Source organism: Sphingomonas sp. 3P27F8 (assembly GCF_005502745.1).
Lineage (GTDB): Bacteria > Pseudomonadota > Alphaproteobacteria > Sphingomonadales > Sphingomonadaceae > Sphingomonas.
Window position 1 is genome coordinate 63,187 of record NZ_SCNL01000004.1, and the last position, 26,096, is coordinate 89,282.

The 26,096-nt window shown below is 65.5% G+C and carries 30 protein-coding genes; 15 read left to right on the forward strand and 15 right to left on the reverse strand.

Annotation, left to right across the window (positions count from 1 at the left end; all coding sequences use genetic code 11):
* Nucleotides 1-66 precede the first annotated feature (66 nt).
* A complete protein-coding gene (locus FFS35_RS06350; RefSeq protein WP_137786297.1) occupies nt 67-342 on the forward strand; it encodes a UvrB/UvrC motif-containing protein in 276 nt (91 codons plus the stop codon).
* A 365-nt stretch (nt 343-707) separates the two neighbouring features.
* Here FFS35_RS06350 and FFS35_RS06360 read toward each other — a convergent pair whose 3' ends face one another.
* The gene (locus FFS35_RS06360) at nt 708-1,739 is read right to left on the reverse strand and encodes a phosphatase PAP2 family protein (RefSeq protein WP_137786298.1); all 1,032 of its coding nucleotides are present in this window, start codon (nt 1,737-1,739) and stop codon (nt 708-710) included.
* Between the two features lie 755 nt (nt 1,740-2,494).
* On the opposite strand from FFS35_RS06360, the gene FFS35_RS06365 reads away from it, so the two are divergent.
* Both FFS35_RS06365 and FFS35_RS06370 read left to right on the forward strand, forming a co-directional pair.
* On the forward strand, nt 2,495-4,243 hold the full coding sequence (locus tag FFS35_RS06365; RefSeq protein WP_137786299.1) for an ABC transporter permease subunit: 1,749 nt from the start codon (nt 2,495-2,497) through the stop codon (nt 4,241-4,243).
* 22 nt (nt 4,244-4,265) lie between these two features.
* The gene (locus FFS35_RS06370; protein WP_137786300.1) at nt 4,266-5,579 is read left to right on the forward strand and encodes a nitrate/sulfonate/bicarbonate ABC transporter ATP-binding protein; all 1,314 of its coding nucleotides are present in this window, start codon (nt 4,266-4,268) and stop codon (nt 5,577-5,579) included.
* Between the two features lie 312 nt (nt 5,580-5,891).
* On the opposite strand, the gene FFS35_RS06375 is transcribed toward FFS35_RS06370, so the two are convergent.
* On the reverse strand, nt 5,892-6,143 hold the full coding sequence (locus FFS35_RS06375) for a DUF2171 domain-containing protein (protein ID WP_137786301.1): 252 nt from the start codon (nt 6,141-6,143) through the stop codon (nt 5,892-5,894).
* 71 nt (nt 6,144-6,214) lie between these two features.
* Between FFS35_RS06375 and FFS35_RS06380 the strand changes: the two genes are divergently transcribed.
* The 5 genes from FFS35_RS06380 (at nt 6,215) to FFS35_RS06400 (ending at nt 8,580) form a co-directional block, all read left to right on the forward strand.
* Nucleotides 6,215-6,532, forward strand: coding sequence for a hypothetical protein (locus FFS35_RS06380; RefSeq protein WP_171007541.1), 318 nt, complete (start codon nt 6,215-6,217; stop codon nt 6,530-6,532).
* Nucleotides 6,529-6,729, forward strand: coding sequence for a hypothetical protein (locus FFS35_RS06385; RefSeq protein ID WP_137786302.1), 201 nt, complete (start codon nt 6,529-6,531; stop codon nt 6,727-6,729). Before FFS35_RS06380 ends, FFS35_RS06385 begins: the two co-directional genes overlap by 4 nt.
* Nucleotides 6,726-6,992 carry a hypothetical protein gene (locus FFS35_RS06390; RefSeq protein WP_137786303.1) on the forward strand — a complete coding sequence of 89 codons (267 nt, stop codon included), beginning with the start codon at nt 6,726-6,728 and terminating at the stop codon, nt 6,990-6,992. The genes FFS35_RS06385 and FFS35_RS06390 overlap by 4 nt, the downstream gene beginning before the upstream one ends.
* 5 nt (nt 6,993-6,997) lie before the next feature.
* Nucleotides 6,998-8,062: a ribonucleotide-diphosphate reductase subunit beta gene (locus FFS35_RS06395; RefSeq protein WP_137786304.1), complete on the forward strand. Its 1,065-nt coding sequence runs from the start codon at nt 6,998-7,000 to the stop codon at nt 8,060-8,062.
* 311 nt (nt 8,063-8,373) lie between these two features.
* Nucleotides 8,374-8,580 carry a hypothetical protein gene (locus FFS35_RS06400; RefSeq protein WP_137786305.1) on the forward strand — a complete coding sequence of 69 codons (207 nt, stop codon included), beginning with the start codon at nt 8,374-8,376 and terminating at the stop codon, nt 8,578-8,580.
* Nucleotides 8,581-8,670: 90 nt separating this feature from the next.
* Here FFS35_RS06400 and FFS35_RS06405 read toward each other — a convergent pair whose 3' ends face one another.
* On the reverse strand, nt 8,671-9,279 hold the full coding sequence (locus FFS35_RS06405; RefSeq protein WP_137786306.1) for an opacity protein: 609 nt from the start codon (nt 9,277-9,279) through the stop codon (nt 8,671-8,673).
* Nucleotides 9,280-9,484: 205 nt separating this feature from the next.
* The gene (locus FFS35_RS06410; RefSeq protein ID WP_249341491.1) at nt 9,485-9,799 is read right to left on the reverse strand and encodes an HNH endonuclease; all 315 of its coding nucleotides are present in this window, start codon (nt 9,797-9,799) and stop codon (nt 9,485-9,487) included.
* A gap of 122 nt (nt 9,800-9,921) precedes the next feature.
* Between FFS35_RS06410 and FFS35_RS06415 the strand changes: the two genes are divergently transcribed.
* Nucleotides 9,922-10,662 carry a glucose 1-dehydrogenase gene (locus FFS35_RS06415; RefSeq protein ID WP_137786308.1) on the forward strand — a complete coding sequence of 247 codons (741 nt, stop codon included), beginning with the start codon at nt 9,922-9,924 and terminating at the stop codon, nt 10,660-10,662.
* An 8-nt stretch (nt 10,663-10,670) separates the two neighbouring features.
* Here the strand turns inward: FFS35_RS06415 and cysQ are convergent, their stop codons facing one another.
* Nucleotides 10,671-11,507 (reverse strand): 3'(2'),5'-bisphosphate nucleotidase CysQ, encoded by an 837-nt coding sequence (cysQ, locus tag FFS35_RS06420; protein ID WP_137786309.1) that lies wholly within the window; start codon nt 11,505-11,507, stop codon nt 10,671-10,673.
* A 133-nt stretch (nt 11,508-11,640) separates the two neighbouring features.
* Here cysQ and FFS35_RS06425 point away from each other — a divergent pair, with 133 nt between their 5' ends.
* Nucleotides 11,641-12,024: a VOC family protein gene (locus FFS35_RS06425; RefSeq protein WP_137786310.1), complete on the forward strand. Its 384-nt coding sequence runs from the start codon at nt 11,641-11,643 to the stop codon at nt 12,022-12,024.
* Nucleotides 12,025-12,074: 50 nt separating this feature from the next.
* Here FFS35_RS06425 and FFS35_RS06430 read toward each other — a convergent pair whose 3' ends face one another.
* The 9 genes from FFS35_RS06430 to FFS35_RS06470 all read right to left on the reverse strand — a co-directional run bounded on the left by FFS35_RS06430 (nt 12,075) and on the right by FFS35_RS06470 (nt 21,067).
* A complete protein-coding gene (locus tag FFS35_RS06430) occupies nt 12,075-13,430 on the reverse strand; it encodes a cytochrome P450 (RefSeq protein WP_137786311.1) in 1,356 nt (451 codons plus the stop codon).
* Between the two features lie 11 nt (nt 13,431-13,441).
* On the reverse strand, nt 13,442-14,422 hold the full coding sequence (locus tag FFS35_RS06435; RefSeq protein WP_137786312.1) for an alpha/beta hydrolase: 981 nt from the start codon (nt 14,420-14,422) through the stop codon (nt 13,442-13,444).
* Nucleotides 14,419-15,489, reverse strand: coding sequence for a zinc-binding dehydrogenase (locus FFS35_RS06440; RefSeq protein WP_137786313.1), 1,071 nt, complete (start codon nt 15,487-15,489; stop codon nt 14,419-14,421). The genes FFS35_RS06435 and FFS35_RS06440 overlap by 4 nt, the downstream gene beginning before the upstream one ends.
* A gap of 1 nt (nt 15,490) precedes the next feature.
* Nucleotides 15,491-16,285 (reverse strand): glutathione S-transferase family protein, encoded by a 795-nt coding sequence (locus tag FFS35_RS06445; RefSeq protein WP_137786314.1) that lies wholly within the window; start codon nt 16,283-16,285, stop codon nt 15,491-15,493.
* The gene (locus tag FFS35_RS06450; protein WP_212742177.1) at nt 16,282-17,493 is read right to left on the reverse strand and encodes an LLM class flavin-dependent oxidoreductase; all 1,212 of its coding nucleotides are present in this window, start codon (nt 17,491-17,493) and stop codon (nt 16,282-16,284) included. Before FFS35_RS06450 ends, FFS35_RS06445 begins: the two co-directional genes overlap by 4 nt.
* A 74-nt stretch (nt 17,494-17,567) precedes the next feature.
* Nucleotides 17,568-17,993, reverse strand: a complete 426-nt coding sequence (locus FFS35_RS06455; protein WP_137786316.1) for a cytochrome c-type biogenesis protein — start codon at nt 17,991-17,993, stop codon at nt 17,568-17,570.
* Nucleotides 17,990-18,517 (reverse strand): redoxin family protein, encoded by a 528-nt coding sequence (locus FFS35_RS06460; protein ID WP_137786317.1) that lies wholly within the window; start codon nt 18,515-18,517, stop codon nt 17,990-17,992. Before FFS35_RS06460 ends, FFS35_RS06455 begins: the two co-directional genes overlap by 4 nt.
* Complete coding sequence (locus FFS35_RS06465; RefSeq protein WP_137786318.1) at nt 18,514-20,448, reverse strand: heme lyase CcmF/NrfE family subunit; 1,935 nt, start codon at nt 20,446-20,448, stop codon at nt 18,514-18,516. The genes FFS35_RS06460 and FFS35_RS06465 overlap by 4 nt, the downstream gene beginning before the upstream one ends.
* Before the next feature lie 139 nt (nt 20,449-20,587).
* Nucleotides 20,588-21,067 carry a hypothetical protein gene (locus FFS35_RS06470; RefSeq protein WP_137786319.1) on the reverse strand — a complete coding sequence of 160 codons (480 nt, stop codon included), beginning with the start codon at nt 21,065-21,067 and terminating at the stop codon, nt 20,588-20,590.
* 137 nt (nt 21,068-21,204) lie between these two features.
* Between FFS35_RS06470 and FFS35_RS06475 the strand changes: the two genes are divergently transcribed.
* The 4 genes from FFS35_RS06475 to moaC are packed head-to-tail and all read left to right on the forward strand — an operon-like array spanning nt 21,205 to nt 24,003.
* A complete protein-coding gene (locus FFS35_RS06475; protein ID WP_137786320.1) occupies nt 21,205-21,774 on the forward strand; it encodes an aminodeoxychorismate/anthranilate synthase component II in 570 nt (189 codons plus the stop codon).
* Entirely contained in the window at nt 21,771-22,760 is a 990-nt protein-coding gene (gene trpD / locus FFS35_RS06480; RefSeq protein WP_137786321.1) for an anthranilate phosphoribosyltransferase, read from the forward strand. Before FFS35_RS06475 ends, trpD begins: the two co-directional genes overlap by 4 nt.
* On the forward strand, nt 22,757-23,536 hold the full coding sequence (gene trpC / locus FFS35_RS06485) for an indole-3-glycerol phosphate synthase TrpC (protein WP_137786322.1): 780 nt from the start codon (nt 22,757-22,759) through the stop codon (nt 23,534-23,536). Before trpD ends, trpC begins: the two co-directional genes overlap by 4 nt.
* Nucleotides 23,533-24,003, forward strand: coding sequence for a cyclic pyranopterin monophosphate synthase MoaC (gene moaC, locus FFS35_RS06490; protein WP_137786323.1), 471 nt, complete (start codon nt 23,533-23,535; stop codon nt 24,001-24,003). The genes trpC and moaC overlap by 4 nt, the downstream gene beginning before the upstream one ends.
* Before the next feature lie 60 nt (nt 24,004-24,063).
* Here the strand turns inward: moaC and FFS35_RS06495 are convergent, their stop codons facing one another.
* Nucleotides 24,064-24,552, reverse strand: coding sequence for a hypothetical protein (locus FFS35_RS06495; RefSeq protein ID WP_249341493.1), 489 nt, complete (start codon nt 24,550-24,552; stop codon nt 24,064-24,066).
* A gap of 155 nt (nt 24,553-24,707) precedes the next feature.
* Here FFS35_RS06495 and creD point away from each other — a divergent pair, with 155 nt between their 5' ends.
* Complete coding sequence (gene creD / locus FFS35_RS06500) at nt 24,708-26,093, forward strand: cell envelope integrity protein CreD (protein ID WP_137786324.1); 1,386 nt, start codon at nt 24,708-24,710, stop codon at nt 26,091-26,093.
* The last annotated feature ends 3 nt before the right edge of the window (nt 26,094-26,096 follow it).

The following is a 26,096-nucleotide window of genomic DNA, read 5'->3' on the forward strand; positions in this document are numbered from 1 at the left end:
AGCGGTCGGCAAGCCGGCTTTTGGTTTGGACCGGGAAACTCCGGCGGTCCGAGGCGTTGCAGCAGCATGGTCGAGTCCGCGGAATCGCTTCGTGAGCAGATGGAAGCCGCCGCAGCGGCGATGGACTTTGAGGAGGCTCGGCGACTGCGGGATATGATCAGCCTGATGCGCGCCGGTGTGACGGCGGAGGACGCCGCGACTGCCGACTTGTCCGGCATCACGCGGCAGCGACCCGGTGCGATGGGGCTTGGAACAAGCCGGCAGCGCATGGAGCCCCCGCCAGGCTGGACACCGCCGACGAAGCCCGATCCAATGACACGAGGACGCAGCAGGCGACGGTAGAGGATTGATCACAGACCCGCAGTTTCGAGCGCGACAGCCAGCTCCTTTTCGAGTGCTCCGCGGTCGGACTTGGGCGTGATCGGTTCAAGGCCGAACGGAGGCAGCTTTGCGCAACCTGAAGCGCCTTGCGCTTCGCTCCCCGGATCGCGTTGTTCTCCATGAACTGTTCCGCGCGAGCGGCGCGGACCATTTCTCCCCCTCCGCTGCGCGCACCGCAAGCCCCAATCTGACGCCGTCGCGCTCTCCGCGTGCATGGTCACTGGAGAGATCTTCCCGTTTCCTCGGGACAGGAGAAAACGGCGGGGCCGCAACGCCGGTCGGGTATCGAAAAACCGCCAGACTGCGAGGCGGCCACCCCGCCCCGTTCAGGCGATGGCGCCGACCGCGCTGACGCGAGGGGTGGCGGAGCCGGCTAGCAGCCTGCCCATCGCCAGCGTGGCGACGATCGCCACTACCGCGCCAAGGATCATGTCGATCAGATAGTGCGTCCCTTCCACCGGGGTCGCTATCAACATGGCCGCGTTAAGACCCAACAGTGGCGCGCGCAGTTCGCGATGAGGCCATGCCGCGCGGATATAGAGCACCGCCGCGACGGTGTGGAAGCTCGGCGCGGAGACCAGTCCCCGCAATTGTCCAAGATCGACATAATGCATCTGGTGCGCGCGCAGCGCCGGGATGAGCGCGGCCTGCCACTCTTCGCTCTCGGGCAGGTAAGGCAGCGGTCCATGCCACAGGAATGACAACGGCCCCACCGCGGTCATCATCGGATACAGCATCAGGGTGAGCGTCGCGGCCAGACCGAAGGTCATCAGGAAACGATGCGCGGCTGCCTTGTACCCTTTCCAGGCATAGAAGCCGAGCAGGATCGCTGGCGTCAGGTAGATCGTGCGATACGCGGCAAGCCCCAGCCATTGCAGCATGCGGTGATCGGCGACGAGGCGGTACCAGGCAAGCCAGTCGAACCCCAGCAGCGCATCGATGCGTTGCAGTGTCGCGTCATGCATTCCGCCAGTAAGCGCCGCGACCGGATAACTCGCCACCGCGCCGATCAGCGAGATCGCGGTAAACAACCCGAAAAACTCCGCGCAATCGCCGATCGCGCGTCCATGCCCTGGCCACCAGCGTGCGGCGCGCAGCTTTAGGGCAAGCAGGATAATAGCGGCCATGTGAAAAGGAACCATGCCGCGCGAAAACGGATCGATCCGCAATCCGGCGGCGTGCATCAGCACCGCCAGCGCCGCGACGCCGGCGATCAGGCCGGCAAAGATCGTCCAGCCGTAGCCACGCGACGCATGGTGCATCGGCCCGATCAGCGCCACGCCTTCGGAATGCGCGGGGAGCAGTGGAACAGCGGCGGAAACGGCAGGCGGCAATGGCAAGGCTTTCAAAGAGGCCATCGCCTCGACCACACATGCTTTCTCGGGGATGAATGCGGCGACCGCGCGGCGTTGTCACCCACCAAAATCGCGGCGGCGCGAGAATATATGACAGGTGTGTGAATCATGCATTGGCGGATCACCGAGGTTTCGGCCGAATCGCCATCGCCATCGCCACACCACCGGACGACGCTGCGCGCGACCGCCATGACCGTCGCGGATCTCAGCGGACAGGGGCGCGCGACATGATCGCGGCGATGTCAGGGAGATATCCGCCGACTTGCTACGGATGGGCCGCCCCTCATTCGGGAGGCGATCGTGCATCTCGGCTGTTTCCATCGCGCGAGATCGTCGTCTGGCGGCGGTAGCTGCCCGAACCGCATTGTGCCGCGCTATATCGCCCTGCAAGACTGGAACAGCCGGCCGTGCGGACGAGCCAATCGTGGCGGCGGTGCTCGCCCTGCCGAGCGTCCGGCACCGGCCACCGCTTGGGAGCGTGCCGGATCTAACCGCCATTTCAACGCGGCGATCGATCACCGGATGACCGGAAATGCGCTCCTCCCACGCAGCGCCACGGTTCCCCGTTGACTCCGCCGCGCGGTCGTCGCAGGGGCGGCGCTGCCGGCGCGTATGTTCGCGCGGGCGATCAGGAAACAACGAACCAAATGCCAAGCGACAGTAGTCGATTGAACGCGCCATCGGGGGCGCCCGGCCGAGCCTGATCGCATCAGTCTCGCCCACGGGTGTCGCCGATGGCGACCGAGACGGGATGAGACATGGACTTCGTACCACAGACCGCACGCGGCCTGCTGAGCCTGTCGCGCCAATGGCGCGGACGAGTCGCGCCAAGTTGGGCGGACGCGATCGCGTTCCTGCTGCTGGCGGGGGTCGCCGTGCTGGTGATCCAGGGCGCGGAAGGCATGGCCGCCCCGCTCGCGCGGCTGAACCTCGCCCCCGTCACGCTCGATCCGGCCAATTTGCCCGGCTATGCGCTGCGCACCACCCTGCGCATGTTCGCGGCGCTGGGGGCCAGCCTGATCTTCACCTTTCTCGTCGCCACGCTGGCTGCCAAGAGCCGCCGCGCCGAGATGGTGATCGTCCCGGCGCTCGATATCCTGCAATCGGTGCCGATCCTGGGTTTCCTGACCTTCACGGTCACTTTCTTCATGGGGCTGTTCCCCGCGCGCCAGTTCGGCGTGGAGCTGGCCGCGATCTTCGCGATCTTCACCAGCCAGGCGTGGAACATGGCGTTCAGCTTCTATCAGTCGCTGCGCGCGGTGCCGGCCGATCTCGAAGAGGTGGCGCAGGGCTTCGCGCTGTCGCCGTGGCGACGGTTCATCCGGCTGGAGCTGCCGTTCGCTACCCCCGCGCTGGTGTGGAACGCGATGATGTCCATGTCCGGCGGCTGGTTCTTCGTCGTCGCTTCGGAAGCGATCAGCGTAGGTGATACGCGGATCATGCTGCCGGGGATCGGATCGTATCTGGCGCTGGCGATCGACCAGCAGGATTTCCGCCACGTCGGCTGGGCGGTGGCGGCGATGGCGGCGGTGATCCTGCTGTACGACCAGTTCGTATTCCGCCCGGTGGTCGTCTGGGCGGACCGGTTCCGCTTCGAACAGACGGCGAGCGCGCACCGGCCGCGTTCATGGGCCTATGATCTGTTCCGCCGCACCCGCCTGCTGCCCGTGGTGTTCGCGCCGCTCACCGGGCTGGGCCGCGCGCTGATGGCGCTCGATCGCCGGCCCGCTCCGCGCAAGCGGCAGATGGCGAGCAGCGACACCGGCGCCGGCCGCTGGCTGTGGCTGGCGATCGTGGCGGGCGGCGTCGGCTGGGCGGTATGGCTGATCGCAACCTATGTGTCGCGCCATCTCGCGCTGGGCGACGTGCTGAGCACGTTCGGGCTGGGGCTCATCACGATGCTGCGCGTGCTGGTGCTGATCGCGCTCGCCAGCGTGATCTGGGTGCCGATCGGCGTGTGGATCGGGTTGCGCCCGCGATGGGCCGAGCGGCTACAGCCGGTCGCGCAATTCCTCGCCGCCTTCCCCGCCAACGTGCTTTTCCCGTTCGTCGTGATCGCGATCGTCCACTGGCGGCTCGACCCCGATATTTGGCTGTCCCCACTGATGGTGCTGGGCACACAATGGTATATTCTGTTCAACGTCATCGCCGGTGCGAGCGCGATCCCGACGGACCTGCGCGAGGCGGCGGGCATGTTCGGCGTGAAGCGCTGGCAATGGTGGCGTACGCTCGCGATCCCCGGCATCTTCCCTTATTATGTCACCGGCGCGCTCACCGCCTCGGGCGGATCGTGGAATGCCAGCATCGTCGCGGAACTGGTGACGTGGGGCGATCGAAAGCTGGCGGCAACCGGCCTCGGCGCCTATATCGCGCAGGCCACCGCGGCGGGTGATTTCCCGCGCGTAACGCTTGGCATCGCGGTGATGTCGATCTTCGTTATCGGTTTCAACCGGCTGCTGTGGCGGCCACTCTACGCTTTTGCCGACCGCCGCCTGCGGCTCGGATAATCCGGATACAGGAGACGCAGACATGGCCACGCTCGCCCGCCTCCCCGCCGCCACGCCGCTCGTCAACGTGGCGGGCGTCCGCCATCATTACGGCAAGGGTGCCAGCGATCTGCTCGTGCTGGAGAATGTCGATCTGACGCTCTACGAGGGCGAGGTGGTCGGGCTGCTCGGCCGCTCGGGTTCGGGCAAGTCCACGTTGCTGCGCTCGATCGCCGGGCTGATCGATCCGAGCGACGGCGAGATCCGGTTCGAGCCGCAGCCGGACGGCAGCGAGCCGACCGTCAGCATGGTGTTTCAGACGTTCGCACTGTTCCCTTGGCTCACCGTTCTCCAGAATGTGGAGCTCGGGCTCGAAGCGCAGCGCGTACCCGCCGAGGAGCGGCGCACCCGCGCACTGGCCGCAATCGACCTGATCGGCCTCGACGGTTTCGAGAACGCCTTTCCGAAGGAGCTGTCCGGCGGCATGCGCCAGCGCGTCGGCCTGGCGCGCGCGATCGTGGTCAATCCCTCGCTGCTGCTGATGGACGAACCCTTTTCCGCGCTCGACGTGTTGACGGCGGAGACGCTGCGTACCGACCTCCTCGATCTGTGGTCCGAAGGACGGATGCCGATCAAGTCGATCCTGATCGTGACCCACAATATCGAGGAAGCGGTGCTGATGTGCGATCGCATCCTCGTCTTCGCCTCCAATCCCGGCCGCATCGCCGCCGAGATCAGGGTGGAGCTGCCGCAACCGCGCGACCGGCTCGATCCTGCTTTCCGTGCGCTGGTCGAGGATATCTACGCCCGGATGACCGCGCGCACCGCCGCGCAGCCCGCGCGCGACGGCCTGTTCCCCGGCACCGGCATCTCGATGGTCTTGCCGGTCGTCTCCACCAACGCCCTGGCCGGGCTGATCGAGGAGGTTGACGCCACGCCCTTCGACGGCCGCGCGGCGATGGCCGACCTTTCCGACCAGTTACAGCTGGAGATCGATGATCTGTTCCCGATGGCCGAGACACTGCAACTGATGCGCTTCGCCGATCTGTCGGGCGGCGATCTGTTGCTCACCCCTGCCGCGCGCCGCTATGCACAGGCCGATACCGATGATCGCAAGGCGATATTCGCGCAGGCGCTGGTCCAGCATGTCCCGCTCGCGCAGCACATCCGGCGCATTCTCGACGAGCGGCCGAGCCACACCGCCCCGGCGCGCCGGTTCCGGGACGAGCTGGAGGATCATATGTCCCCGGATTACGCCGCCGAAACGCTGCGGTCCGTAACGCACTGGTGTCGCTATGCCGAGCTGTTCGCCTATGACGAGGACGCGGATGAGTTCAGCCTGGACAATCCCAGCTGATCGCAGCCAATCGCCTATATCGCGTCGCCTGCGCACGAACGGACACTAGGGATGGTGTTATCCCCAGAAAAAAGCGGCGAAGCGATCCTTTTTGGCATTGGAGGCTGGCGCTCGCCGGGGTAAGCTCCTCCCCGGTTGCGGCGGCAAGGGATTCCCCCGCCGTCTGCCGGGGGGCATGCCATCGGGGAGGCGTCGGCATATGCGTACATCCGCTATTCGCGCAGCGCACCACACCGGATGCTGAAAACCCCGGCCCGCGCCAGGCGAACCGGGGTTTGCGAATCGCCATCGTCGCCGCGGCGACGAATGCGATCAGTTGGCCTCTTCGAACACGTCCTGGGCGTTCTGCCCCGTGGCGGAGAGATGCACAGTATCGCCCTCCACCGACGCGACGAGCCCGGCCGGCAGATAATGATGCTTGGCGCCCTCGCCGCCCGGGCCCTGCGCGCTATCCGCCTTGGTCAGCTTGATACGCTCGCCATCGATATGATCGACCGTGCCGACGTGGACACCATCCGCGCCGACGACCTTCATGTGCGGTTTGATGTTGGTGTGATCGTGCATGACGCGTCTCCATTGCTTCGGTTCGCGGGTAGAACGAGCCTGGCGCCATTTGGATGCGCGGAGGCGACCGCATGATTCACGCCACGATCACGCGCTGGCGCGCGCCCGCGCTGTCCGGCCTGATGCTCCTGCTCGCCGCCTGCGCGCGTCAGGTGCCGGCCGCGGTGAGCCATGCGCCGGACACACCGGGCTTTCTGCTCGGTTTGTGGCATGGGTTCATCTTTCCGGTCGCGTGGGTACTGTCGCTGTTCATGAGCGACGTCGCGGTCTATGCCGTGCCGAACGATGGCGGCTGGTATGATTTCGGCTTTTTCGTCGGCGTGGTGTTCTTCGGTGTCGGCGCGCGCAAGACGCGCACTGTCACGGTCGTTAAGTGGCGCAACGGATGACCTTGGCCGTCATCATCATGTATGCGGTGGCGGCGGTGCTGGCGCTGGTCGGCGCGGGGCTGCTGATTGCGCTGGCGCGGCCGAGTGGGCCGGCGAAGGTCTATGTGTTTCGGATGACCGGCATCATGGCGCTGGCGGCCGGCGCCGTGCTCGCGATGAGCGCGACGGCGATGTGGCGCGGGGGGTTGGAGGGGTGAAGGATATCGGCCTCGCCCTCCCTCTGACGACTCTCGGCCCGATTTTCATGCTGTCGGGGATCGCCAGCGTACGTAAACAGCATTGGCGGGACAGCGTACCTCTGGGCGAGTTACTTATCGATCGCATAGCCGGCGTCGAACCGCCCCCGCGTAATCGACTGGATAGAGGTTTCGCGCGTTTTCAAGCTTGGATGAACATCGTCCTCGGCGCCTTCTTCACTCTCTGCCTCGTGGCAGTCATCATCTCGCTTCTCTCGGAGTAACTCCCATGCCCCTTCTCCAAGCCTCCAAGCAGTACAAGCCTTTCGAATATCCCTGGGCGTTCGAATACTGGAAGCGCCAGCAGCAGCTTCACTGGCTGCCGGAAGAAGTGCCGCTGGGCGAGGATTGCCGTGACTGGGCGCAGAAGCTCACCGATCACGAGCGCAACCTGCTGACGCAGATCTTCCGCTTCTTCACCCAGGCGGATGTCGAGGTGCAGGATTGCTACCACGAGAAATACGGCCGCGTATTCAAGCCGACCGAGATCAAGATGATGCTGACGGCGTTCAGCAACATGGAGACGGTGCATATCGCCGCATACAGCCACCTGCTCGATACCATCGGTATGCCGGAAAGCGAATATGGCGCGTTCCTCGATTATGCGGAGTTGAAGGACAAGCACGATTATCTCCAGCGCTTCGGCGTCGATAACGACGAGGATATCGCGCGCACGCTGGCGATGTTCGGCGGCTTTACCGAGGGTGTTCAGCTTTTCGCGAGCTTTGCGATGCTGATGAATTTCCCGCGCTTCAACAAGATGAAGGGCATGGGGCAGATCGTCTCCTGGTCCGTGCGTGACGAGAGCCTGCACTGCGAAGGCATCATCAAGCTGTTCCACACCTTCACGAAAGAGCGGAACTGCCTCACCAAGGCGGTGAAGGACGATATCGCCGATCAATGCCAGACGACGATCCGGCTTGAAGACAATTTCATCGATCTCGCGTTCGAGATGGGGCCGGTCAACGGCATGACCGCGAAGGACATCAAGCGCTACATCCGCTACATCGCGGACTGGCGGCTCGGGCAGCTCGGGCTCAAGCCGATCTACATGATCGAGGAGCATCCGATCCCCTGGCTCACCCCGTTGCTCAACGGTGTGGAGCACGCCAATTTCTTCGAAACCCGCGCGACGGAATATTCGAAGGCGGCGACGAAGGGCCAGTGGTCAGACGTGTGGGATTCGTTCGACAAGCGCCAGAAGGCCAAGGCTGGCCCGGCCGCGAACGAGGATGCCGGCAGCCGCGACAACGAGGGCGACATGTTTTCGGCCGCGGGCGTTGCGGCGGAGTAACCGTTCGATGAGGCGAGATCGGTAAAACGATCTCGCCCATCCCGGGAATGCCGCTTCCCGCAAAACGGCGCATCGGCGCCAGTTGCGGATCAGAAATGGGGCATCGAACGCCGCGCCATCCGCAGCGCATCGCCTGCCGCTCGACACCTCGAGCCTGTCGGGGGTGATCGACCTGCTCCGATCGGGCGACGGTCGCGGCCATTTCACCTGCGGTCGTCGGGCAGCGGGCAGGCGCATACGTGAACCCTGCCGCAGTCGATGGTCGCCCGGCGCGTAAGAGATCTTAATAATGGTTGGCGCATAGGCGCCTGATGCTACCCTCGCCACGCATCTTTCGCAGTCGCTGGGCCGCACTATTGTGGGCGGGCGGGATCGTCTGGTTCGCGATCGACGTGGCGGACAATGCAAAAAGTGACGCGCCAGCGACCAACACCGCCGCGGTCGCGACCGATGCGACCGGCGCGCCCGTGGATCAGCACGATCTTTCCGTGCTCCAGAATGCGATGCCCGCCAACTGACGCAAAAAAGGGGCGGAGCCGTCGCCGGCTCCGCCCCCCGCCATGCCCGCGCGTTACGCTACACGCGCGGTACTCGCATGACCGCTAAGCTCAGAAGTGCGTGATGACGCCCAGCGTCGGGCGGAAGCTGTGGAAGTCACCAAAGGTGGAAACCTCGCCGCGAAGGCGAAAGCCGCCATTGCCCATCCCAATGTCCTTCGGCCCGACTTCGAAGCCGACGCCATAGGTCCAGTCGTTATAGTGGCGATCGGTGTTTACGCGCTTGTCGAAATTCACCCACTGATAGCCGACCTTGCCGTAGAACAGGCCGCTGTTACCGGCACGAAGCCCGAAGCGGCCAGCCGCGCCATATTCCCAGTTGATGTCGCCGGAGATGCCCTTGGCGACGTTACCTTCCGCGCCGACGAACACCGGTCCGAGCGGAACGTTCACGCCCGCCACGCCCTGAACCAGGCTGCCATTCAGCTTGTTCGAGCGCGACACCTGCGGGATGCCGGCCTTGTTCGGCTCGCTATCGAACTGTTCCCAGCCGCCCATGACGCCGAAATACGGCTCGATGCCGAAAGCTCGCGTGCCATCCGGTGCGGTGGCGGTGCTGGTGGTGTCGGCCGCGGGCGCAGTGCCCGCATCCTGCGCGAGCGCGGGCAGCGCGACAAACGTCGCCGCAGCAGCGGCGGCGGACAGCATGATCTTACGCATGATAATACCTCTTTTACTCTCCCCGGCGGAGTTACGGGGGCGGCTCACCGCCCGCTGCACGGGAACCAACCGAACCCCCCCTCCCGCGGATTGTTGCAGCGCAAGGAGAAAAAAACGGCATCATTTGCAGACTGTTGCCACAATGACACGGTTTCTGTCGCTCCGATGAACCAAATGCGGTGTCCCGGGGCAACCGCTGCGACAATCAGTCGCGGGGACGCGTCGGAGCGTGAAAGTCCGGCGGGCGGCGAACTATCCAGCGCAGGAAACCGCCCAGCGCCGGCTCCATGCGTAGCGCTGCCATGCCGCCGATCCGCGCAAGCTCGGTGTTGCTCCAGGTCGCGTGGATCGCGCGATGGCAGATCGGATGAAGCGGAACCGTCTCACGTCCGCCCTCGCTGCGCGGTACGACATGGTGCCACTCGATACGCGCACCCAGCGGGCGGCGACACAATGCGCAGGTCTCCGCCGCGGGCTTCTCAGCCCCGGTCGCCGCGATCAGCGCCGCCTTTCGCTTCACCCTTCCGCCCATGCACGAATCATAGCAACGCGCGCGCTTGCTTGCACCTTGGCGAAGAACCCGCATAACAAGTGTTACGGAAAAGCCGATCCAAATCGGCCGACGACGGAGAGGAAAGCTCGATGCCCCACCCCCTGTTCGATCTCAGCGGCAAGATCGCACTCATCACCGGCGGATCGCGCGGGTTGGGCCGGGAAATGGCACTCGCTTTCGCGGATGCGGGCGCCGACATCATCATCTCAAGTCGCAAGGCGGAAGCATGTGAAGCCGTGGTGGCGGAGATCGCCGCCAAGGGCCGCCGCGCGCTCGCGCTGCCCGCCCATGCCGGTAAATGGGATGAGATGGACCGCCTTGCGGCAGATGCCTGGGATGCATTCGGCCGGATCGACATCCTTGTGGCCAATGCCGGGATGGGGCCGCTCGTTCCCAGCCACGAAGTGTCCGAGTCTCTGTTCGACAGTGTTGTGGGGCTGAACTTCAAGGGGCCGTTCCGCCTGATCGCCAATATCGCGCACCGCATGACGCAGAATGATGGCGGAACGATCCTGGCCACCTCCTCGATCGCCTCGCTGCGCCCGACGCCGCAGGTCGTACCCTATGCCGGTGCGAAGGCGGCGCTCAACGCGATGGTAGCGAGCATGGCGCACGAATACGGGCCGAAGGTACGCATCAATGCGATCGCGGCCGGCCCGTTCCTTACCGACATCGCCAAGGCATGGACCGAGGATGCGCGCGAACGCACCGACAGCGCGCTGGGTCGCCCCGGTCGCCCGGAGGAAGTCGTCACCAGCGCACTATTCCTCGCCAGCCCGGCATCGAGCTTCGTCACCGGCACCGTGCTCCGCTGCGACGGTGGGTGCTGATCGGGCAATCAACGTGTGACGAAAGGACGGAGCGGCGCCGGATGATAAAGCCCGCAGGCGACAAAGCCGGTGTTGCGGAACCCGGCCTTGCCATAGCGAAACGGCTGGTTGTCCAGATCGACGGTAGTGCCACCGGCAGCTCGCAGCACGGCATCACCGGCGGCGGTATCCCATTCCATCGTCGGGCCGGTGCGGGGATATACGTCCGCCTCCCCGCTCGCGACCAACACGAACTTCAGGCTCGATCCGACAGACACGCAATCGCAGATTCCGCCGGCATCCAGCCATGCGGCGGTGGCAGGATCGACGTGGCTGCGCGAGGCGACGGCGCACGGCGGAACATGAACCGGGCGAACCGAGATCGCCGCCGCGGCGCCCCGCGTCGCGAACGGCGTGCGATCGGCGCGCCACGCGGTCCCAGCGGTCGCATCGCCCCAGTAAAGCGCCTGGCGCGCCGGGGCATAGACCACGCCCATCGTCGGAGCGCCCTGCTCGATCAAGCCGATATTGACCGTGAAATCATCCCCGCGGCGGATGAATTCCTTGGTCCCATCGAGCGGATCGACGAGGAAGAACGCGCCATCCACATCCGGCACGCGCCCCGCCGCGGCCTCTTCCTCTGCCACCACCGGGATATGCGGCGCGATTTCATAAAGGCCGGCGAGAATTGCCGCCTCGGCCGCCTGATCCGCCGCCGTGACGGGCGATTCGTCGGCCTTGATCGTGACGGCCGCGCCCTCGATGAAGTGCCGCCACACGATATCGCCGCCAGCTTCCGCCAGCGCCACCAGCGCGTCCATCAATGTCGCGCGGTCCAGCCCGTCCACGCCCGCTTTGCCCGTCATGTCCATTCCCTGTCGATAGCGGCAAAGCAGACCGCCATGCCAGCAAGCTTTCCTATCCCGCCAGTTCGCGACTATGCGAAAAAGGCTGGTCGCAACCGCACGACTCACACGTTCATTCATAGGAGAGAATGCCATGTTCAGTCACATGATGGTCGGTTCGAACGACATCGATCGTTCGCGCAAGTTCTACGACTCGCTGTTCGGCGCGATCGGCGGCAAGCCGGGTATCCAGGATCCCAAGGGCCGGTTGATCTACATGCACAACGGCAACATGTTTCTTGTCACCCCGCCAATAGACGGGAAGCCCGCGACGCACGGGAACGGCAGCACGATCGGCTTCGCGGTCGACGGGCCGGAACAGGCGAATGCGTGGCACAAGGCCGGTGTGGAAGCCGGCGGGACCGCGATCGAGGATGCGCCGGGCGTCCGTGAAAATCCCGGCATGAACCTCTATCTCGCGTATCTGCGCGATCCGGACGGCAACAAGCTCTGCGCGCTGCACCGTATGCCAGCGTAACGCCGCGGGGCGCCGTGCGCTGCTTGCGCCGGCGCCCCGATGCGAATGCGCTAGGCCGCCTGAGCCGCGCGCTCCGGGGTGAACTCCACCTCCAGCCGGCGTACCGCGTGAACGAAGTTGTTCGGCGCGATATCCATGTCGCCAGTCCAGCGGATATCGGGGAAACGCGTGAAGAGCTGGCGATAGGCCTCCTCGAGCTGCAGCTGCGCGGTCATGCGCCCGATGCAGATGTGCGGGCCATAGCCAAAGGCGATGTTCTTCTCGGCATTGGCGCGTGCGATATCGAACCTGTCGGGATCGGGGAACATGGCCGGATCGCGATTCGCCGCCCCGTAATACATGATGACCTTCTCGCCCTCCGCGATCCGCTGCCCGCCGACCTCGGTGTCGCGCGTCGCCGTGCGGCGCATGTAGATCACCGGCGATACCATTCGGGTAATCTCGTGCACGGCATTGGTGAGAAGCCCGGCGTCCGCCTGCAGCCGCGCCTTCTGTTCGGGATTCTCGGTGAACAGCTTCATTGCGCCCGACAGCGAGTTGCGCGTCGTGTCGTTGCCCGCGAACACGATCAGCAGCCACGCCCCATCGAGATACGGATCGGGCAACGGATCGCCATCCACCACCGCATTGGCGATAGCGCTCATCAGATCCGCTTGCGGGTCCGCCCGCCGCTTCGCCAGCATGAAGCGACCATATTCAAACATTTCGGCGACGTTCTTGTTGAACATTTCGATGAAGGCGGCAATCTGCGGGTTCGGCTCGGAAAGCCCGGCGAGCTGATCGATCTGCTCGGTCGCGACCTGCTGCGCCATTTCCAGGAAATGGATCCAGCCCATGAAGCGCTCGCGATCCTCCGGCGGCACCCCCAGCATCTCGCACAGCGTGAAGATCGGCAGCCGCTGGCTGAATTTCTCCACCATGTCGCATTTGCCGAGCGGGGCCATCGTATCGAGCAGCCGCGTCACCTCTCCCGAAACGCGTTCGCGCAGCGTGCGGATATAACTGGCGGTAAAATACGGCATATGCTCCTTGCGGAGCTGTCGGTGCGGCCGGCCGTCCAGGTTTATCATCGAATTGGTGGAGGCGGAGAAAAGCGTCGGATGCCGCGTTTCCTCCGGCCCGAGCGCCATCAGGATGCCGCCGGTCTCCGAGCTGAACGTTTCGGGATCGCCATTTACCTGCTTCACCTCCTCGAACCCGGTGACCGCCCAGAAGCCTACCCCGCCGCGCGGCAATTCGTGCCACATCACCGGAGCCTCGGCGCGCATCCGGGCGAATTCCGCCCAAGGTTGCCCCTTGGTGAAGGAATAGATGTTCGTCAGGTCCACGTCCGGCAAGGTCGGGTGCACCGGCGGAAAGGTCGGGCCCGGCCGCCCCTCCACGATATGTTCGCTAACGAGCCGCATCTCTTCTCTCCTCAATCGGGGAAGCGGCGCGCGATCCAGTCAAGGATCACACGGCTCACTTCCTCGGGTTTTTCCTGCTGCGTCCAATGCCCCGATCCGGCCACCATATGCCGGTCAAGATCGGGCACATATTTCTCCATCCCATCCGCCATCGACGGCGGCAGGACATGATCGCTTTCGGCGGTAATCATCAGCGCGGGACAATCCACGCGATCAACGATCGCCGACGATCGCTCCCAGTTGCGGGTGAAATTGCGATACCAGTTGATCCCGCCGGTGAAGCCGGTGCGCGCGAACGTTTCGACGAACGCGCCGCGCTCCTCGTCGTCGAGCAACTGATGCTCGTCGCTCGCCGGATCATAATCCTCCAGCATCAGGCCCAGCGCGAAATTCTTCTGTTCGGCCGGCAGCGCGGCGAATTCCGCCGGGCTCATCTCGGGACGACGCATGAAGAAGCGAAACGTCTTGTCGACATCCTTCGCCAGTAATGCATCCGCCTCGCCCGGCTTCTGAAACCAGACGATATACATGTCCTCGCCCATCGCCATCCGCATCAGCGCGATCGGATCGGCCGAAAGGCGCGGAATGAACGGCGTGTTCAGCCCGATCACTCCCGCCACGCGCGCGGGATGGCGCAGCGCCATCTGCCACACGACGAAGCCGCCCCAGTCATGCCCGCAGAACACCGCCCGCTCGATTCCCTTGGCATCGAGCAGCCCGACCAGATCGGCGCAGAGATGCTCCATGTCATAGCTTTCGACCGCGTCGGGCCGATCGGTCAGGCCATAGCCGCGCTGGTCCGGCGCCAGCGCACGGTGGCCGGCAGCGCCAAACGCCGCAAGCTGATGCCGCCACGAATAAGCGAGTTCGGGGAAGCCGTGGCAGAACACCACGGGCATCCCTTCGCCCGCCACGTCATAGCAGGCCATGCGGATGCCGTTCGTCTCGACATGGGTTAGCGGGGGCATCCCTGGAAGTGCGCCCCCGCTCATGGCCGCACCACTATCTTGCACTGCGCCTCCGGGTCGCCGAGCGCGCGGAAGGCGGCGGCCACGCCGTCCAGCCCCACCTCGCCAGTGATCGCTGCACGCACGTCAATCGTTCCCTCCGCGATATGGCGCAGGGTGATCGCGAATTCCTCGGGCGTATAGCCAAGCACGAATTTCAGCTCCAGGCTCTTGTTGATGCAAAGGAACGGCTCGATCGCGTCGGTTTGCATACATACGCCGACGACCAGGATCTGCGTCCCCACCGGCACCGCTTCGATCAGCGACTGGATCACGCCCGGGACGCCGACGCATTCGAACACGACCGCGCGCTTGCCGGCAGCACCACCCATCGCCAGTATGGATCGCTCGGTTCGTGAATGCGGCACGCCCAGCGCGCCCCAGCGCAGATGCGGGTTCTCCACCGCGGGATCGATCGTGACATCCGCGCCGAACGCCTCGGCGATCCGGCGCCGCGCGGGCGAATAGTCCGAGGCCACCACCGGCCCCAGCCCTCGCGCCTTGAGCGCCGCGATCACGGCCAATCCCACAGGGCCACAGCCGATCACCAGGTTAACCGTATCCGGCCCCGCATCGCTTTCTGCGACGGCATGTTCGCCCACCGCGAAGGGTTCGGTCATCGCCGCCTGCACGTCGGACAGACCATTGGGCACCGGCAACAGCATCTGCTCGGTCAGCACCATCGCCTCGCTGAAGCCGCCGGGGAAGCGATTGGAATAACCGATCGTCTCGAAACCCTGCGACGAAACAACGACCGGCATCGCCACGACACGCGTGCCGGCCTTCAGCCGCTTGTCCGTATCCGGCCCGTGATCGACGATCTCGGCGCAGAATTCGTGCCCGAACACGATATCCTGCGCGGGATCGATCAGCCCCGGCTCCCCGATGCGCCGCCCCAGCTCGACCATCTTCTCCATTGAATGGACCGCGTGAAGATCTGAGCCGCAGATGCCGCAGCACAATGTCCTGACCAGCACCTGCCCGGCGCCAGGGGTCGGCTCCCGGAGTGTATCGACGACCAGTTCCGGTCCGCGCCGAACAACCGCGCGCATCTTAGCGCAGATCCGGGGAAAAGCGGATGTTGCCGCGCGCTATGCCTTGGCTGACCACCTCAAGCCCGCCCGATTTTATCATCCACTCCAGCCGGTGATCGCGATATTCGCGCTTGAACAGTCCCTGCTCGAGCAGGGCGGCAACATCGCCCATCCCACCGGCGGAAGCGATCTGCATCGCCTCCTCCATGGTGCGCGCGACCGACGGTCGCGCATTCGCACGGGCGAGCCACTGGCCCAGGCGCGAGCCCGGCATAGGCGAGATACCGTGCCCGACCGATCCATTTACATAGGGAATTACCGAGAGGTCGCCCCAGCCGAAAGTGTCGCCATTGAACCACGCCCCATCACCCAACGTGCGCTCGGCCCAGGCGAAATAGCCACGAACCTGCTCGATCGCGCGTGCGGTCAACGTTTCGCCCAGTTCGCCGGATGCGCGACGGAAATGACGTAATTCGGACAGCCCCCAGTTCACCGCTTCCAGATGCGTATCGACCACATCCTCGATCATCCGCGCTCGCGCGCGATCGATCGCGCGGGCGGGCAGCAGCGGAGGCGTGGGCCATGTATCCTCGATATATTCCAGGATGATCGTCGAATCGAAGATCGCCGCTCCATCATGCTCCAGCGCCGGCACCTCCGCGCGCGGGCTGGCGGCGATGAAATCGCCGGCCGCCCCACCCACGCCAATGCCCCCCGGCACGCGCGTCTCGAACGCGACATCCTTTTCGCGGAGCGCGATCTTCACCTTCTGCGCATAGGGCGACAGCGGGTGATCCCAGAGAATGACGGTCATTCCGCAGCGTCCTGTTTCTTGTCGAGCCCCATCGCCGCCAGGATTTCGGGCCGGATATTTTCCGTCCCTTTTTCCTGGATATGTTGTGCCAGCCGCGCGCCTACCGCGGCCTGCGCCTCTCCGATGAAGCGCGGGCGATTGTCCCGCGCCCACGTCAGCGAGGCATCGCGGCTGGGATTGAGATTCTGGAATTCGGGCATGACGTAACGGGCGATCAACTCGTAGGATTTCTTTTTGTCGTCCCACTCCGCCCAATTGGTATCGAGGGTCAGGAATGCTCCGAACCCTCCGGATTGCTGTTGCAGCCGCGCGATCTGCGCAATCGCGTCCGCCGGCGTGCCAACCACCGCCATGCCGCTCGCGACCAGCGCGTCGATCGGATCGCCATCGGTCGGGGCAAGCGGGAGCGCGGCGACCTCGCGGAAATAATACAGCCAGTCCTCGATACCGAAACGCACCTGCGCCCGCGCCTCCTCGCGCGTGGCGGCGACATGCATCGGGCCGACCAGCCGCCAGGCTTCGCGATTCATCCGCTGGCCGCTTTCGGCCGCCTTTTCCTCCGCGATCGCCCAGTTGGAAGCGAGCGCGTTGAAACCGCCGACCTGCGTCGCACCGATCGACAGGACGCCCACGCCATGCCGCCCGGCCGCCTGCGCGCCGGTCGGGGAGACCTGGCTGGCGACCGCGATCTCCACCGACGGGCGCGTATAGGGCGTCATCTGTAGCCGGGCCTCAGCCAGCTCGAACCAGTCGGTCTTTTTCGTAACGGTCTCGCCACGCAACAGCGGGACGAGCACATCGAGCGCCTCGTCCATCCGGTCGCGCTGCTTCGCCACCGGGATACCCATCATGAACGCGTCCGAGGGCAGCGCCCCCGGCCCCACACCAAACATGACGCGCCCGCGCGTCATGTGATCGAGTTGGTTGATGCGATCCGCCAGAATCAGCGGATGGTGATAGGGAAGTGACGAAACGCCGGTTCCCAGCCTGATGTTTTTCGTGCGCTCGGCGGCGAAAGCGATGAAGAGTTCCGGGCTCGCGATCAGCTCGTAGCCGGCGGAATGATGCTCGCCGATCCACGCTTCGTCATAGCCGAGCTTGTCCAGGTGAACGACGAGATCGAGATCGCGCTCGATCGCCTGCGTGGGATTTTCGCGCAGCGGATGGAACGGTGCGATGAACGTGCCGAATCGCAGCTTCTGCCCCATAATCCCGTCTCTCCTTGCAACATAACTTTTGTTCTGCAGCGCAGGCTATGGGAGAGTTGCGGGAGAATCCAGTCCTATTCGGTGCTGCGTTTACGTCGACGGAAGCTGCCCCGCGCGATCCACGCGCCGAACGCCAGCAGCGCCAGCGGCGCGACCCACAATGGCCATGTCACCGCAGAGAAAGGCGGATCGAAGGTGATATAATCCCCGTATCGCGCGATCAGCCAGGTGCGGATCGAGTCGGGCTTTTCGCCCGCGGCGATGCGCTGGCGGATCAGGGCGCGCATGTCGCCGGCCATGTCGGCGTCGCTGTCCGCGACCGACTGACCCTGACAGACGACGCAACGTATCGTCTCCATCAGCGCCTTGGCCTGCGCCTCCTGCTCCGGATCGTGGAGCTGGGTGTAGGCGAGCGCGGCGGGCGGCAGCCCCGAATCCGCACTCACTGGCGCGGCGGCTGCCAATAGGAGTGCGAGCCCTATCGCGGCGGCGCTCCTCATTTCGCATCCCGCCAGGCGCGGAATATCGCATCGACGTCATCGGCGCGGATATCGCCGACATGCTGCTTGACGATCCTTCCGGCCCCATCGATCACGAAAGTTTCCGGCACGCCCGAGGATCCGAGCGAAAGCTGCACCTGGCTCGTCCTATCGTCCCCGATCGCGCGATAGGGATCGCCGTATCGCGTCAGAAAGTCGCGCACAGCCGGCCCGGTATCGCGGATCGCAATCGCGTCGATCGGCACGCCCAGCGCCTTCAGCCGCAATAGTTGCGGCGCCTCTGCGACGCACGGGATGCACCAGCTTGCGAACACGTTGAGCAGACGCGGCCGGCCGGCACGGAACCCTGCCGCCGCCACGCCCTGCTTCCCCTCCACCAAGGCAGGCAGGACGAAATCGGGCACGGGTTTGCCCACCATCGCTGAACGCACGGTGCGGTCGGCTGGCTTCATCAGTTCGCGCGCCGCGAAGGCAACCACCACCAGCAGCGCGGCGAGCGGCAGCCACAGCAGCCAGCGCCTCATTGCCATGCCGCCTCGTCGGCGCGCCGGCGCGCCCGGCGTTCGCGCAGGACGTGGCCCACCATCGACAGCGCGCCGCCGAGCGCGACGAGCGCGCCGCCGAACCAGATGAATGTTATCCACGGCTTCCACCACAGGCGAAGCTGTATCCGCCCGGCATCGTCGGGCTGGCCGAGCACCGTGTAGAGCTGCCCGTCGAGCACCGTTTCGATCGCGCTTTCGCTCGTCGTCGTGACCGGATTGGAGAAGAAGCGCGATTGCGGCCGCAGATAGAATATCTCGCCGTCCTCGCCGCGCTTTACCGCCAGCCTCGCCTCCAGGGCCGACCAGTTCGCGCCGATCACCGGGTTAAGCCCCTCGAACGTGACGCTATACGGCCCGACGCGCAGCGGCTCGCCCACCCGCGCCGCGACCAGCCGCTCCTGCGTCCACGCGGTCGAGGCTGCCATGCCCGCCAGGCTAACCGCGATGCCGAGATGCGCGATCACCATGCCATAAAGGAAGAGCGGCGCGCGGCGCAGATCGCGCTTCCAGAGCGGCGCGACACTGGCCACCGCCAGACCCGCCGCCAGCGACAGCCCGGCAAGCTGCATCCACCCGATCCCGCCGGACAGTACGAAGACGCCGGCGGCGGTGAAGACGGTCGCCGCGATCGGCCAGGTCAACCGCTCGACCACCGCCTGCGCCTCGTCGCGCCGCCAGCGCAGCAGCGGGCCCGCCGCCATGACCGCCACCAGCACCAGCGCGATCGGCCCCGCCGTCTTGTCGAAAAACGGCGGCCCCACCGAAAGCTGCGTACCCATCGCCGCCGCGACGATCGGGTAGAAAGTGCCGATCAGCACGATGCCCAGGATAACCGAAAGCAACAGATTGTTCGCGACCAGCGCGCCTTCGCGGCTCACCAGGTCGAAGGTATTGCCCGCGCGCACCGTGCCGATCCGCATTGCGAACAGCGTCAGCGCGCCGCCGATATAGATCGCCAGCAAGGCGAGGATGAACGCCCCGCGCTCCGGGTCGACCGCGAAAGCATGCACGCTCGTGAGAATCCCCGAGCGCACCAGGAAAGTGCCGATCATCGACATGGAAAAAGCGACAACCGCCAGCATCACCGTCCACGCCCGAAGGCCGTCGCGAGTCGCCAGCACCGTTACCGAGTGAAGCAGCGCGGTCGCCGCCAGCCATGGCATCAGCGAAGCGTTCTCCACAGGATCCCAGAACCACCAGCCACCCCATCCCAGTTCGTAATAGGCCCAGTAGCTGCCTGCGGTGATCCCGAGCGTCAGGAATATCCATGCTCCAAGAACCCACGGCCGCATCGCCCGTGCGAAGGCTGGGCCGACGTCGCGTGTCACCAGCGCGCCGATCGCGAAGGAAAAGGCCACCGACAGCCCGACATAGCCGATGTAGAGCGTGGGTGGGTGGAAGGCGAGGCCGGGATCCTGCAACAGCGGATTCAGCCCCTGCCCGTCGGCCGGAGCGGGATCGAGCCGCGCGAACGGGTTCGAGGCGAAGAGCAGAAACGCATAGAAGCCGAGCGCAATCGCCGCCTGCCCGCCAAGCGTCGCGATCAGCGTACGCTCATCCAGACGCCGCTCGATCAGCGCGACCGCACCGCCTGCAAGCCCCAGGATCGTGACCCACAGCAGCATCGAGCCTTCGTGGTTCCCCCACGCGCCCGCGAACTTATAGAGAAGTGGTTTGGCGGAGTGGCTGTTCTCCGCGACCAGCGCGACCGACATGTCGGATACGCAGAACTCCGCGATCAGCGCTACCATCGCGAGTGCCGCGAAAAGCCCCTGCACGATCGCGACCGGTCGCACTGCCGCGAGCAGCGTCGTGTCCACGCGGCGCACCGCGAGCCCGGCAAGCAGCAGTTGCAGCGCGGCGAGCGCGGCGGCGAACCACAAGGCGGCAAGGCCTGCCTCCGCGGTCATGCCACCGGCTTTCGTGCAGTCTTCTCTATATTCACGCTTATCTCGCTACTGTCCCGAACGTGACGGCCGCCGGTCCGCGCCGCTCTTGCGGCACGGGGGCACGCGATACAAGGTCAACGACTATCCGATATACGCGCGATCAATCCTGTGGCGGCGGATTGGTGCCTTCCTGCTGGGCCCGCTTGATCGCCTGCCGCTCCAGATACCATTGGCGCGCGTTCATCTGCGAACAGCCGCTCTGTCCGCCGGTGCCGACCGCCGAGCAGGTATCGGGCAGTCCGCCGGCGGTACGGCCCACCTCGTCCATGCTTTGCGCCCGATTGACCCAGCTCTGATTCTTCGCCGGCACTTCCGGCGGACGACGCAATTCCTTGGGCACGCGGTACTGATCGTTGGGATCAAGCCGGTTACACACCACCACCTCGCTCGAGCTGGAGGCGGGACATTTCTCACTGCCGGTGAGCGTCACGCTTCGGATTCGCTTGGGTGGCTGGCCGGTTTGCGCCTGCGTTTCCTGATGAACGGTCTCGCCCGAGGCAGCGGCGGGTTGCGCTGCCTGCCCGGCCAGCGCCGCTGCGGGCAGGAGCGCGAAAGCCGCGATCATCAGGGGGCGGAACATCGGCTGGTCTCCTCGGTATGCAACGTAACGTCGCCTGGCCGGGTTGTATCCCGCCTGAACGTCGCGATCCAATTACTTCATGTTTCCCGAGCGCAACAGTCGTTGCGATGGCGGACGAATGGAGTAAGGCGGCCGGGATGATCCTTGTCGTCGACAATTATGACAGCTTCACCTGGAACCTTGTCCATTATCTGATGGAGCTTGGCGCCGGGGTGAAGGTTGTGCGCAACGACGCGCTGACCGTGGCGGAGGCGCTGGCCACCAACGCTACCGGCTTTCTGATCTCGCCCGGCCCGCGCACACCTAACGAGGCGGGGATCAGCCTCGATCTGGTCGCGGCCTGCGCGGCGGCTGGAAAGCCGCTGCTCGGTGTGTGTCTCGGGCACCAGTCGATCGGCCAGCATTTCGGCGGCAGGGTCGTGCGTGGCGGCCTGATGCACGGCAAGACCTCTCCGGTGACGCATGACGGGACGGGCGTGTTCGCGGGCCTGCCCTCCCCCTTCACCGCCACGCGTTATCACTCGCTGATCGTAGAGGGTGTGCCCGATGTGCTCGCGGTCAACGCCACCGCGCCGGACGGGTCGGTGATGGGGCTGCGCCATCGCGTGCTGCCGATCCACGGCGTTCAGTTCCACCCGGAGAGCATCGCGACCGAGCATGGCCACGCCCTGCTCGCCAATTTCGTGAAGCTGACCGACGCGGCATGAGCATTTTCGCGCCGCTGCCCGATCCCGCGGCCCCGCTTGGCCGGGCGGATGCGGCGCGGGCATTTGCCGATATCCTCGATGCGCGCGCCAGCGAGGAAGCGATCGCCGCATTCCTGATCGCGCTCAGCGACCGGGGCGAAACCGCTACCGAAATCGCCGAAGCCGCGCGCGCGCTTCGTGACCGGCTGATCCCGATCGGCGCTCCGCCGCATGCGATCGACGTATGCGGCACGGGCGGCGACGGGCACAATACGCTCAATGTCTCCACTGCGGTAAGTCTGGTGGTCGCCGCTTGCGGCGTGCCGGTGGCCAAGCACGGCAACCGCGCGGCCTCGTCCAAGGCGGGTGCGGCCGATACGCTGGAGGCGCTTGGCCTGAACATGGAGCGCGCAGGCGCAAAGGCCGAGGAAACGCTGGCCGAGCTTGGCATCTGTTTCCTGTTCGCGGCAAACCATCATCCCGCGATGGCGCGGATCACCCCGATCCGCCGCCACATCGGCAGGCGCACGATCTTCAACCTGATGGGGCCGCTCGCCAATCCGGCGCGCGTGACCCGTCAGTTGATCGGCATCGCTCGTCCTGATTACGCGCCGGTATATGCCGCTGCGCTGGCCGAACTGGGTGCCGAGGCGGCGCTGGTGGTTTCGGGCGAAGAGGGTTTGGACGAGGTTTCGGGAGCCGGCCCAACGATCGCGGTATCGATCGGCGCCGTCGTGCTGCCCGATCGTATCGCGCCGGAAGATGCTGGATTGCCGCGTCATCCGATCGCGGCGATCCACGGCGGCGATCCGGGCTATAACGCCGCCGCGCTACGCCGCCTGCTGCGCGGCGAGCGGGGCGCGTATCGCGACGCCGTGCTCCTCAACGCCGCCGCCGCGCTCGCTCTCGATGGCGAGACATTGCCGGGCGGCGCCACCCGCGCCGCCGAGGCGATCGACTCGGGTGCGGCGGAGGCTTTGCTCGAACGCTGGATCGCCTGGGCATGACGAACATACTCGACCGGATTCTCGCCACCAAGCGCGGGGAGGTGCGCGATCGCAGCGCGCGCGCTTCGATCGCCGACCTCGACGCAAGGGCCAGTGCGCAGAGCGCGCCGCGCGGCTTCCGCGCCGCGCTCGATCGCGCGTCGGGTTATGGCCTGGTCGCGGAAATCAAGAAGGCCAGTCCATCAAAGGGTCTGATCCGCGCCGATTTCGATCCCGCCGCCCATGCCCGCGCCTATCAGGCCGGCGGCGCGGCGTGTCTTTCGGTGCTGACTGACGAGCAATACTTCCAGGGGGCGGACGCTTATTTGGTCGCCGCCCGTGCCGCTTGCGACCTGCCGGTGCTGCGCAAGGATTTCATGGTCGATCCGTGGCAGGCGGCAGAGGCACGCGCGATCGGCGCCGATGCGATCCTGCTCATCATGGCCGCGCTGGACGATGTGGCGCTCGCCGAAATCGAGGCGGCCGCGATCGAGCGCGGGATGGATGTGCTGGTCGAGGTGCATGACACGTACGAACTGGAGCGCGCGTTGAAGCTCAGATCGCGCCTGATCGGAGTGAACAACCGCGACCTGCGGGATTTCTCGGTCGATTTCGCGCGCACTTACGAACTGGTGGAGCATGCGCCCGCCGGCTGCACCTTCGTCGCGGAGAGCGGCCTCAACTCGCGGCGTGATCTGGACGAAATGGCGGCGCGCGGCGTGCGTTGCTTCCTCATCGGGGAGTCGCTGATGCGCCAGGCTGACGTCGAGGCGGCGACGCGCGCGCTACTCGGATGAAGGGCCTTACCCATATCGACGAGGCGGGCGCCGCGCGGATGGTCGATGTCGGCGACAAGGCAGTGACGCGGCGCGAGGCGGTGGCGACGGGCCGAATCGTCATGCAGCCGGAAACCGCGTCCGCGATCCGCGAGGGCGCGATAGCGAAGGGCGATGTGCTCGCCGTCGCGCGGATCGCCGGCATAATGGCGGCCAAGCGCACGAGCGACCTTATCCCGCTCTGCCATCCCCTGTCGCTCACTCGCGTCACGCTGGACCTGACCGTCGCCGGCGATCATGTCGCCGCCACCGCCACTGTCGCCACGGATGGCAAGACGGGGGTCGAGATGGAAGCGCTCACCGCCGTCTCCGCCGCTCTCCTCACCGTGTACGACATGGCCAAGGCCCGCGACCGAAGCATGCGCATCGAGGATCTGCGGCTGATCGCCAAACGTGGGGGTCGCTCGGGAGACTGGCAGGCAGAATAAGCAGTTACGAGCGATCGTTGGGACCGCGGCTTTCTTCCGCCGCGGTCATCTGGCGAGGTTTCAGATCCGGCAGCCCTTCCCCCGTGCAACCCCGCGCAGGAAGCCGCGCCGAGCGAGCCCCGCGTAAGTCGCCGCCTGCATCCGGCGCTGCGCCGCTGCCGCACCACTCACTTCGCGGACCAACCCGCGAAACGGGATGATGGTGTCGACAACCGTTTCGCCCGCAATCTTGGCGATCTGCCCGGCCTTTGAGCCTGATACCGCCGCCTTCTCGCCGAAATCCGGCCCGAGCGCCGAATTGAGCGATGCGATGCCGCTCGAAAGCTGCCCGCACGAAGCAGTTCCCTGCAGGCTGTAAGGCGCAGCGGCGGCGCGTTGCAGCACAGGGGGAACCTTCTTGTTCGCGATCCCTACGTCATGCGCCGGCCGCGCTGCGATCTTGCCAGCCTCGGACAGCGTGGAATCATTACCCTGCTTTTTTTCCTGGGCAGAGATCGCCGCCGGCAACGAAACAGCGGCCATCACGCAGATGACATGAGCGATACGCATCTATTCTCTTCCCCTTTTACCAAACGGCAAGGTCCGTTGAACGCAGCAAAGCACCGCTTGATCCATCGGCGTTTTGCAACAGCACAACCGGCGAGGATTGTCGCTCCATCGTTTCGGCGCTAATTCGGCGCTGTCCGTCGCAGGGAGCGCGTAAAATGTCAGTAGATGAACGGACGCCCGGCCGAAAATTGCTGTTCGTCGTGCTGATCGCGGCCCTGCTCACTATCCCGCTCTTCACCGTCTACATGCTGGTGTACGATCGCCAGTCCCAGTCGCAGGTAGCGCGCGTCTCGATCGCCGAAGGATGGGGTGGTCCGCAGACGATGGCGGGGCCCGTGCTCGTGCTCCCATACCAGGAACAGGTGAGCGAAACGGTCAACGAAGGCGGCCGGCAGGTCGCCAGGACGACAATGGTGTGGCGCGAATTGACGCTGGCACCCGAGCAGGCAGACCTGAGGACGGAGCTCACCCCGGAGCGCCGCCGCCGCTCGATCTACGAAGCAGTGCTGTTCGAAGCGACCGCCAGCGGCAGCGCGCGTTTCTCTTTGCCGGCCGATCTCGCCCGCTTTGGCATAACGCGGGATCGCCTGTTCTTCGACCGTGCCGAACTCCGCTTCGGGCTACGCGATGCGCGCGGCCTGTTCGGCACGCCGCCTGTCGTCGCGGTCGACGGACGCAAGCTGATGCTGCAACCCGGTAAGGGCTCGCCCGCGACAGGCGGGGCGGGGTTCTTCACGTGGCTAGACGCCTCTGCGCTGCGCGATCGCTCGATGAGCGCGCGCTTCGCCTTCACCTTTCGCGGCAACGGCTGGCTCTCGCTGGCCCCGCAGGCCGGGGATACGCGCTGGACAGTTGTATCCAAATGGCCGCACCCGAGCTTCCAGGGCGGCTTTCTGCCGACCGCGCAACAGGTCACGAAAGGCGGTTTCAGCGCGACCTGGCGCGTCGGGAACCTGGCACTGGGTCGCGCGCTCGTCTCCGCCGGCGAGCAAACGCCGGACCGCGCGCCCGATGCGCTTCCCGATCGCTATGACACTGCACAGGCTGCCGGCAGCTACGAGGCGCGGGTTGACCTGATTTCCCCGGTCGATCTCTACAGTCAGGTCAACCGTTCGGTGAAGTACGGCTTCCTCTTCATCGGCTTCACCTTCATGGCGTTTCTGATGTTCGATGTGATCGCGGGCGTGCGCGTGGCTGCGGCGGAATATCTGCTGGTGGGCGCGGGGCTGGTGCTGTTCTTCGTGATGCTGCTCGCCTTTGCGGAAGTGATCGGCTTTGCTGCGGCCTATATCCTGGCGGCGGGAGCGATTATCGGGCTGCTCACGACGTATTCCGCGGCAGTACTGAAAAGCTGGCGCCGCGCCGGTTATATCGCCGCCCTGCTCACCGCGCTTTACGCGATTCTCTACGTGTTGCTCAGCCTTGAGGCATATTCATTGTTGATTGGCGCGATTCTCCTGTTTGCGGCGTTGGCCGGCATCATGTACCTGACGCGCAATCTCGACTGGAGCGGCCTCCGCTCCGCGACCGCAACCGACTGAATC

Excerpts from the sequence above, each read along its gene's own strand:
- FFS35_RS06350 (WP_137786297.1), top strand. The coding sequence starts at position 67 with ATGGTCGAGTCCGCGGAATCGCTTCGTGAGCAGATGGAAGCCGCCGCA.
- FFS35_RS06360 (WP_137786298.1), bottom strand. The coding sequence starts at position 1,739 with ATGGCCTCTTTGAAAGCCTTGCCATTGCCGCCTGCCGTTTCCGCCGCT.
- FFS35_RS06365 (WP_137786299.1), top strand. The coding sequence starts at position 2,495 with ATGGACTTCGTACCACAGACCGCACGCGGCCTGCTGAGCCTGTCGCGC.
- FFS35_RS06370 (WP_137786300.1), top strand. The coding sequence starts at position 4,266 with ATGGCCACGCTCGCCCGCCTCCCCGCCGCCACGCCGCTCGTCAACGTG.
- FFS35_RS06375 (WP_137786301.1), bottom strand. The coding sequence starts at position 6,143 with ATGCACGATCACACCAACATCAAACCGCACATGAAGGTCGTCGGCGCG.
- FFS35_RS06380 (WP_171007541.1), top strand. The coding sequence starts at position 6,215 with ATGATTCACGCCACGATCACGCGCTGGCGCGCGCCCGCGCTGTCCGGC.
- FFS35_RS06385 (WP_137786302.1), top strand. The coding sequence starts at position 6,529 with ATGACCTTGGCCGTCATCATCATGTATGCGGTGGCGGCGGTGCTGGCG.
- FFS35_RS06395 (WP_137786304.1), top strand. The coding sequence starts at position 6,998 with ATGCCCCTTCTCCAAGCCTCCAAGCAGTACAAGCCTTTCGAATATCCC.
- FFS35_RS06400 (WP_137786305.1), top strand. The coding sequence starts at position 8,374 with ATGCTACCCTCGCCACGCATCTTTCGCAGTCGCTGGGCCGCACTATTG.
- FFS35_RS06405 (WP_137786306.1), bottom strand. The coding sequence starts at position 9,279 with ATGCGTAAGATCATGCTGTCCGCCGCCGCTGCTGCGGCGACGTTTGTC.
- FFS35_RS06415 (WP_137786308.1), top strand. The coding sequence starts at position 9,922 with ATGCCCCACCCCCTGTTCGATCTCAGCGGCAAGATCGCACTCATCACC.
- cysQ (WP_137786309.1), bottom strand. The coding sequence starts at position 11,507 with ATGACGGGCAAAGCGGGCGTGGACGGGCTGGACCGCGCGACATTGATG.
- FFS35_RS06425 (WP_137786310.1), top strand. The coding sequence starts at position 11,641 with ATGTTCAGTCACATGATGGTCGGTTCGAACGACATCGATCGTTCGCGC.
- FFS35_RS06430 (WP_137786311.1), bottom strand. The coding sequence starts at position 13,430 with ATGCGGCTCGTTAGCGAACATATCGTGGAGGGGCGGCCGGGCCCGACC.
- FFS35_RS06435 (WP_137786312.1), bottom strand. The coding sequence starts at position 14,422 with ATGAGCGGGGGCGCACTTCCAGGGATGCCCCCGCTAACCCATGTCGAG.
- FFS35_RS06440 (WP_137786313.1), bottom strand. The coding sequence starts at position 15,489 with ATGCGCGCGGTTGTTCGGCGCGGACCGGAACTGGTCGTCGATACACTC.
- FFS35_RS06445 (WP_137786314.1), bottom strand. The coding sequence starts at position 16,285 with ATGACCGTCATTCTCTGGGATCACCCGCTGTCGCCCTATGCGCAGAAG.
- FFS35_RS06450 (WP_212742177.1), bottom strand. The coding sequence starts at position 17,493 with ATGGGGCAGAAGCTGCGATTCGGCACGTTCATCGCACCGTTCCATCCG.
- FFS35_RS06455 (WP_137786316.1), bottom strand. The coding sequence starts at position 17,993 with ATGAGGAGCGCCGCCGCGATAGGGCTCGCACTCCTATTGGCAGCCGCC.
- FFS35_RS06460 (WP_137786317.1), bottom strand. The coding sequence starts at position 18,517 with ATGAGGCGCTGGCTGCTGTGGCTGCCGCTCGCCGCGCTGCTGGTGGTG.
- FFS35_RS06465 (WP_137786318.1), bottom strand. The coding sequence starts at position 20,448 with ATGACCGCGGAGGCAGGCCTTGCCGCCTTGTGGTTCGCCGCCGCGCTC.
- FFS35_RS06470 (WP_137786319.1), bottom strand. The coding sequence starts at position 21,067 with ATGTTCCGCCCCCTGATGATCGCGGCTTTCGCGCTCCTGCCCGCAGCG.
- FFS35_RS06475 (WP_137786320.1), top strand. The coding sequence starts at position 21,205 with ATGATCCTTGTCGTCGACAATTATGACAGCTTCACCTGGAACCTTGTC.
- trpD (WP_137786321.1), top strand. The coding sequence starts at position 21,771 with ATGAGCATTTTCGCGCCGCTGCCCGATCCCGCGGCCCCGCTTGGCCGG.
- trpC (WP_137786322.1), top strand. The coding sequence starts at position 22,757 with ATGACGAACATACTCGACCGGATTCTCGCCACCAAGCGCGGGGAGGTG.
- moaC (WP_137786323.1), top strand. The coding sequence starts at position 23,533 with ATGAAGGGCCTTACCCATATCGACGAGGCGGGCGCCGCGCGGATGGTC.
- FFS35_RS06495 (WP_249341493.1), bottom strand. The coding sequence starts at position 24,552 with ATGCGTATCGCTCATGTCATCTGCGTGATGGCCGCTGTTTCGTTGCCG.
- creD (WP_137786324.1), top strand. The coding sequence starts at position 24,708 with ATGTCAGTAGATGAACGGACGCCCGGCCGAAAATTGCTGTTCGTCGTG.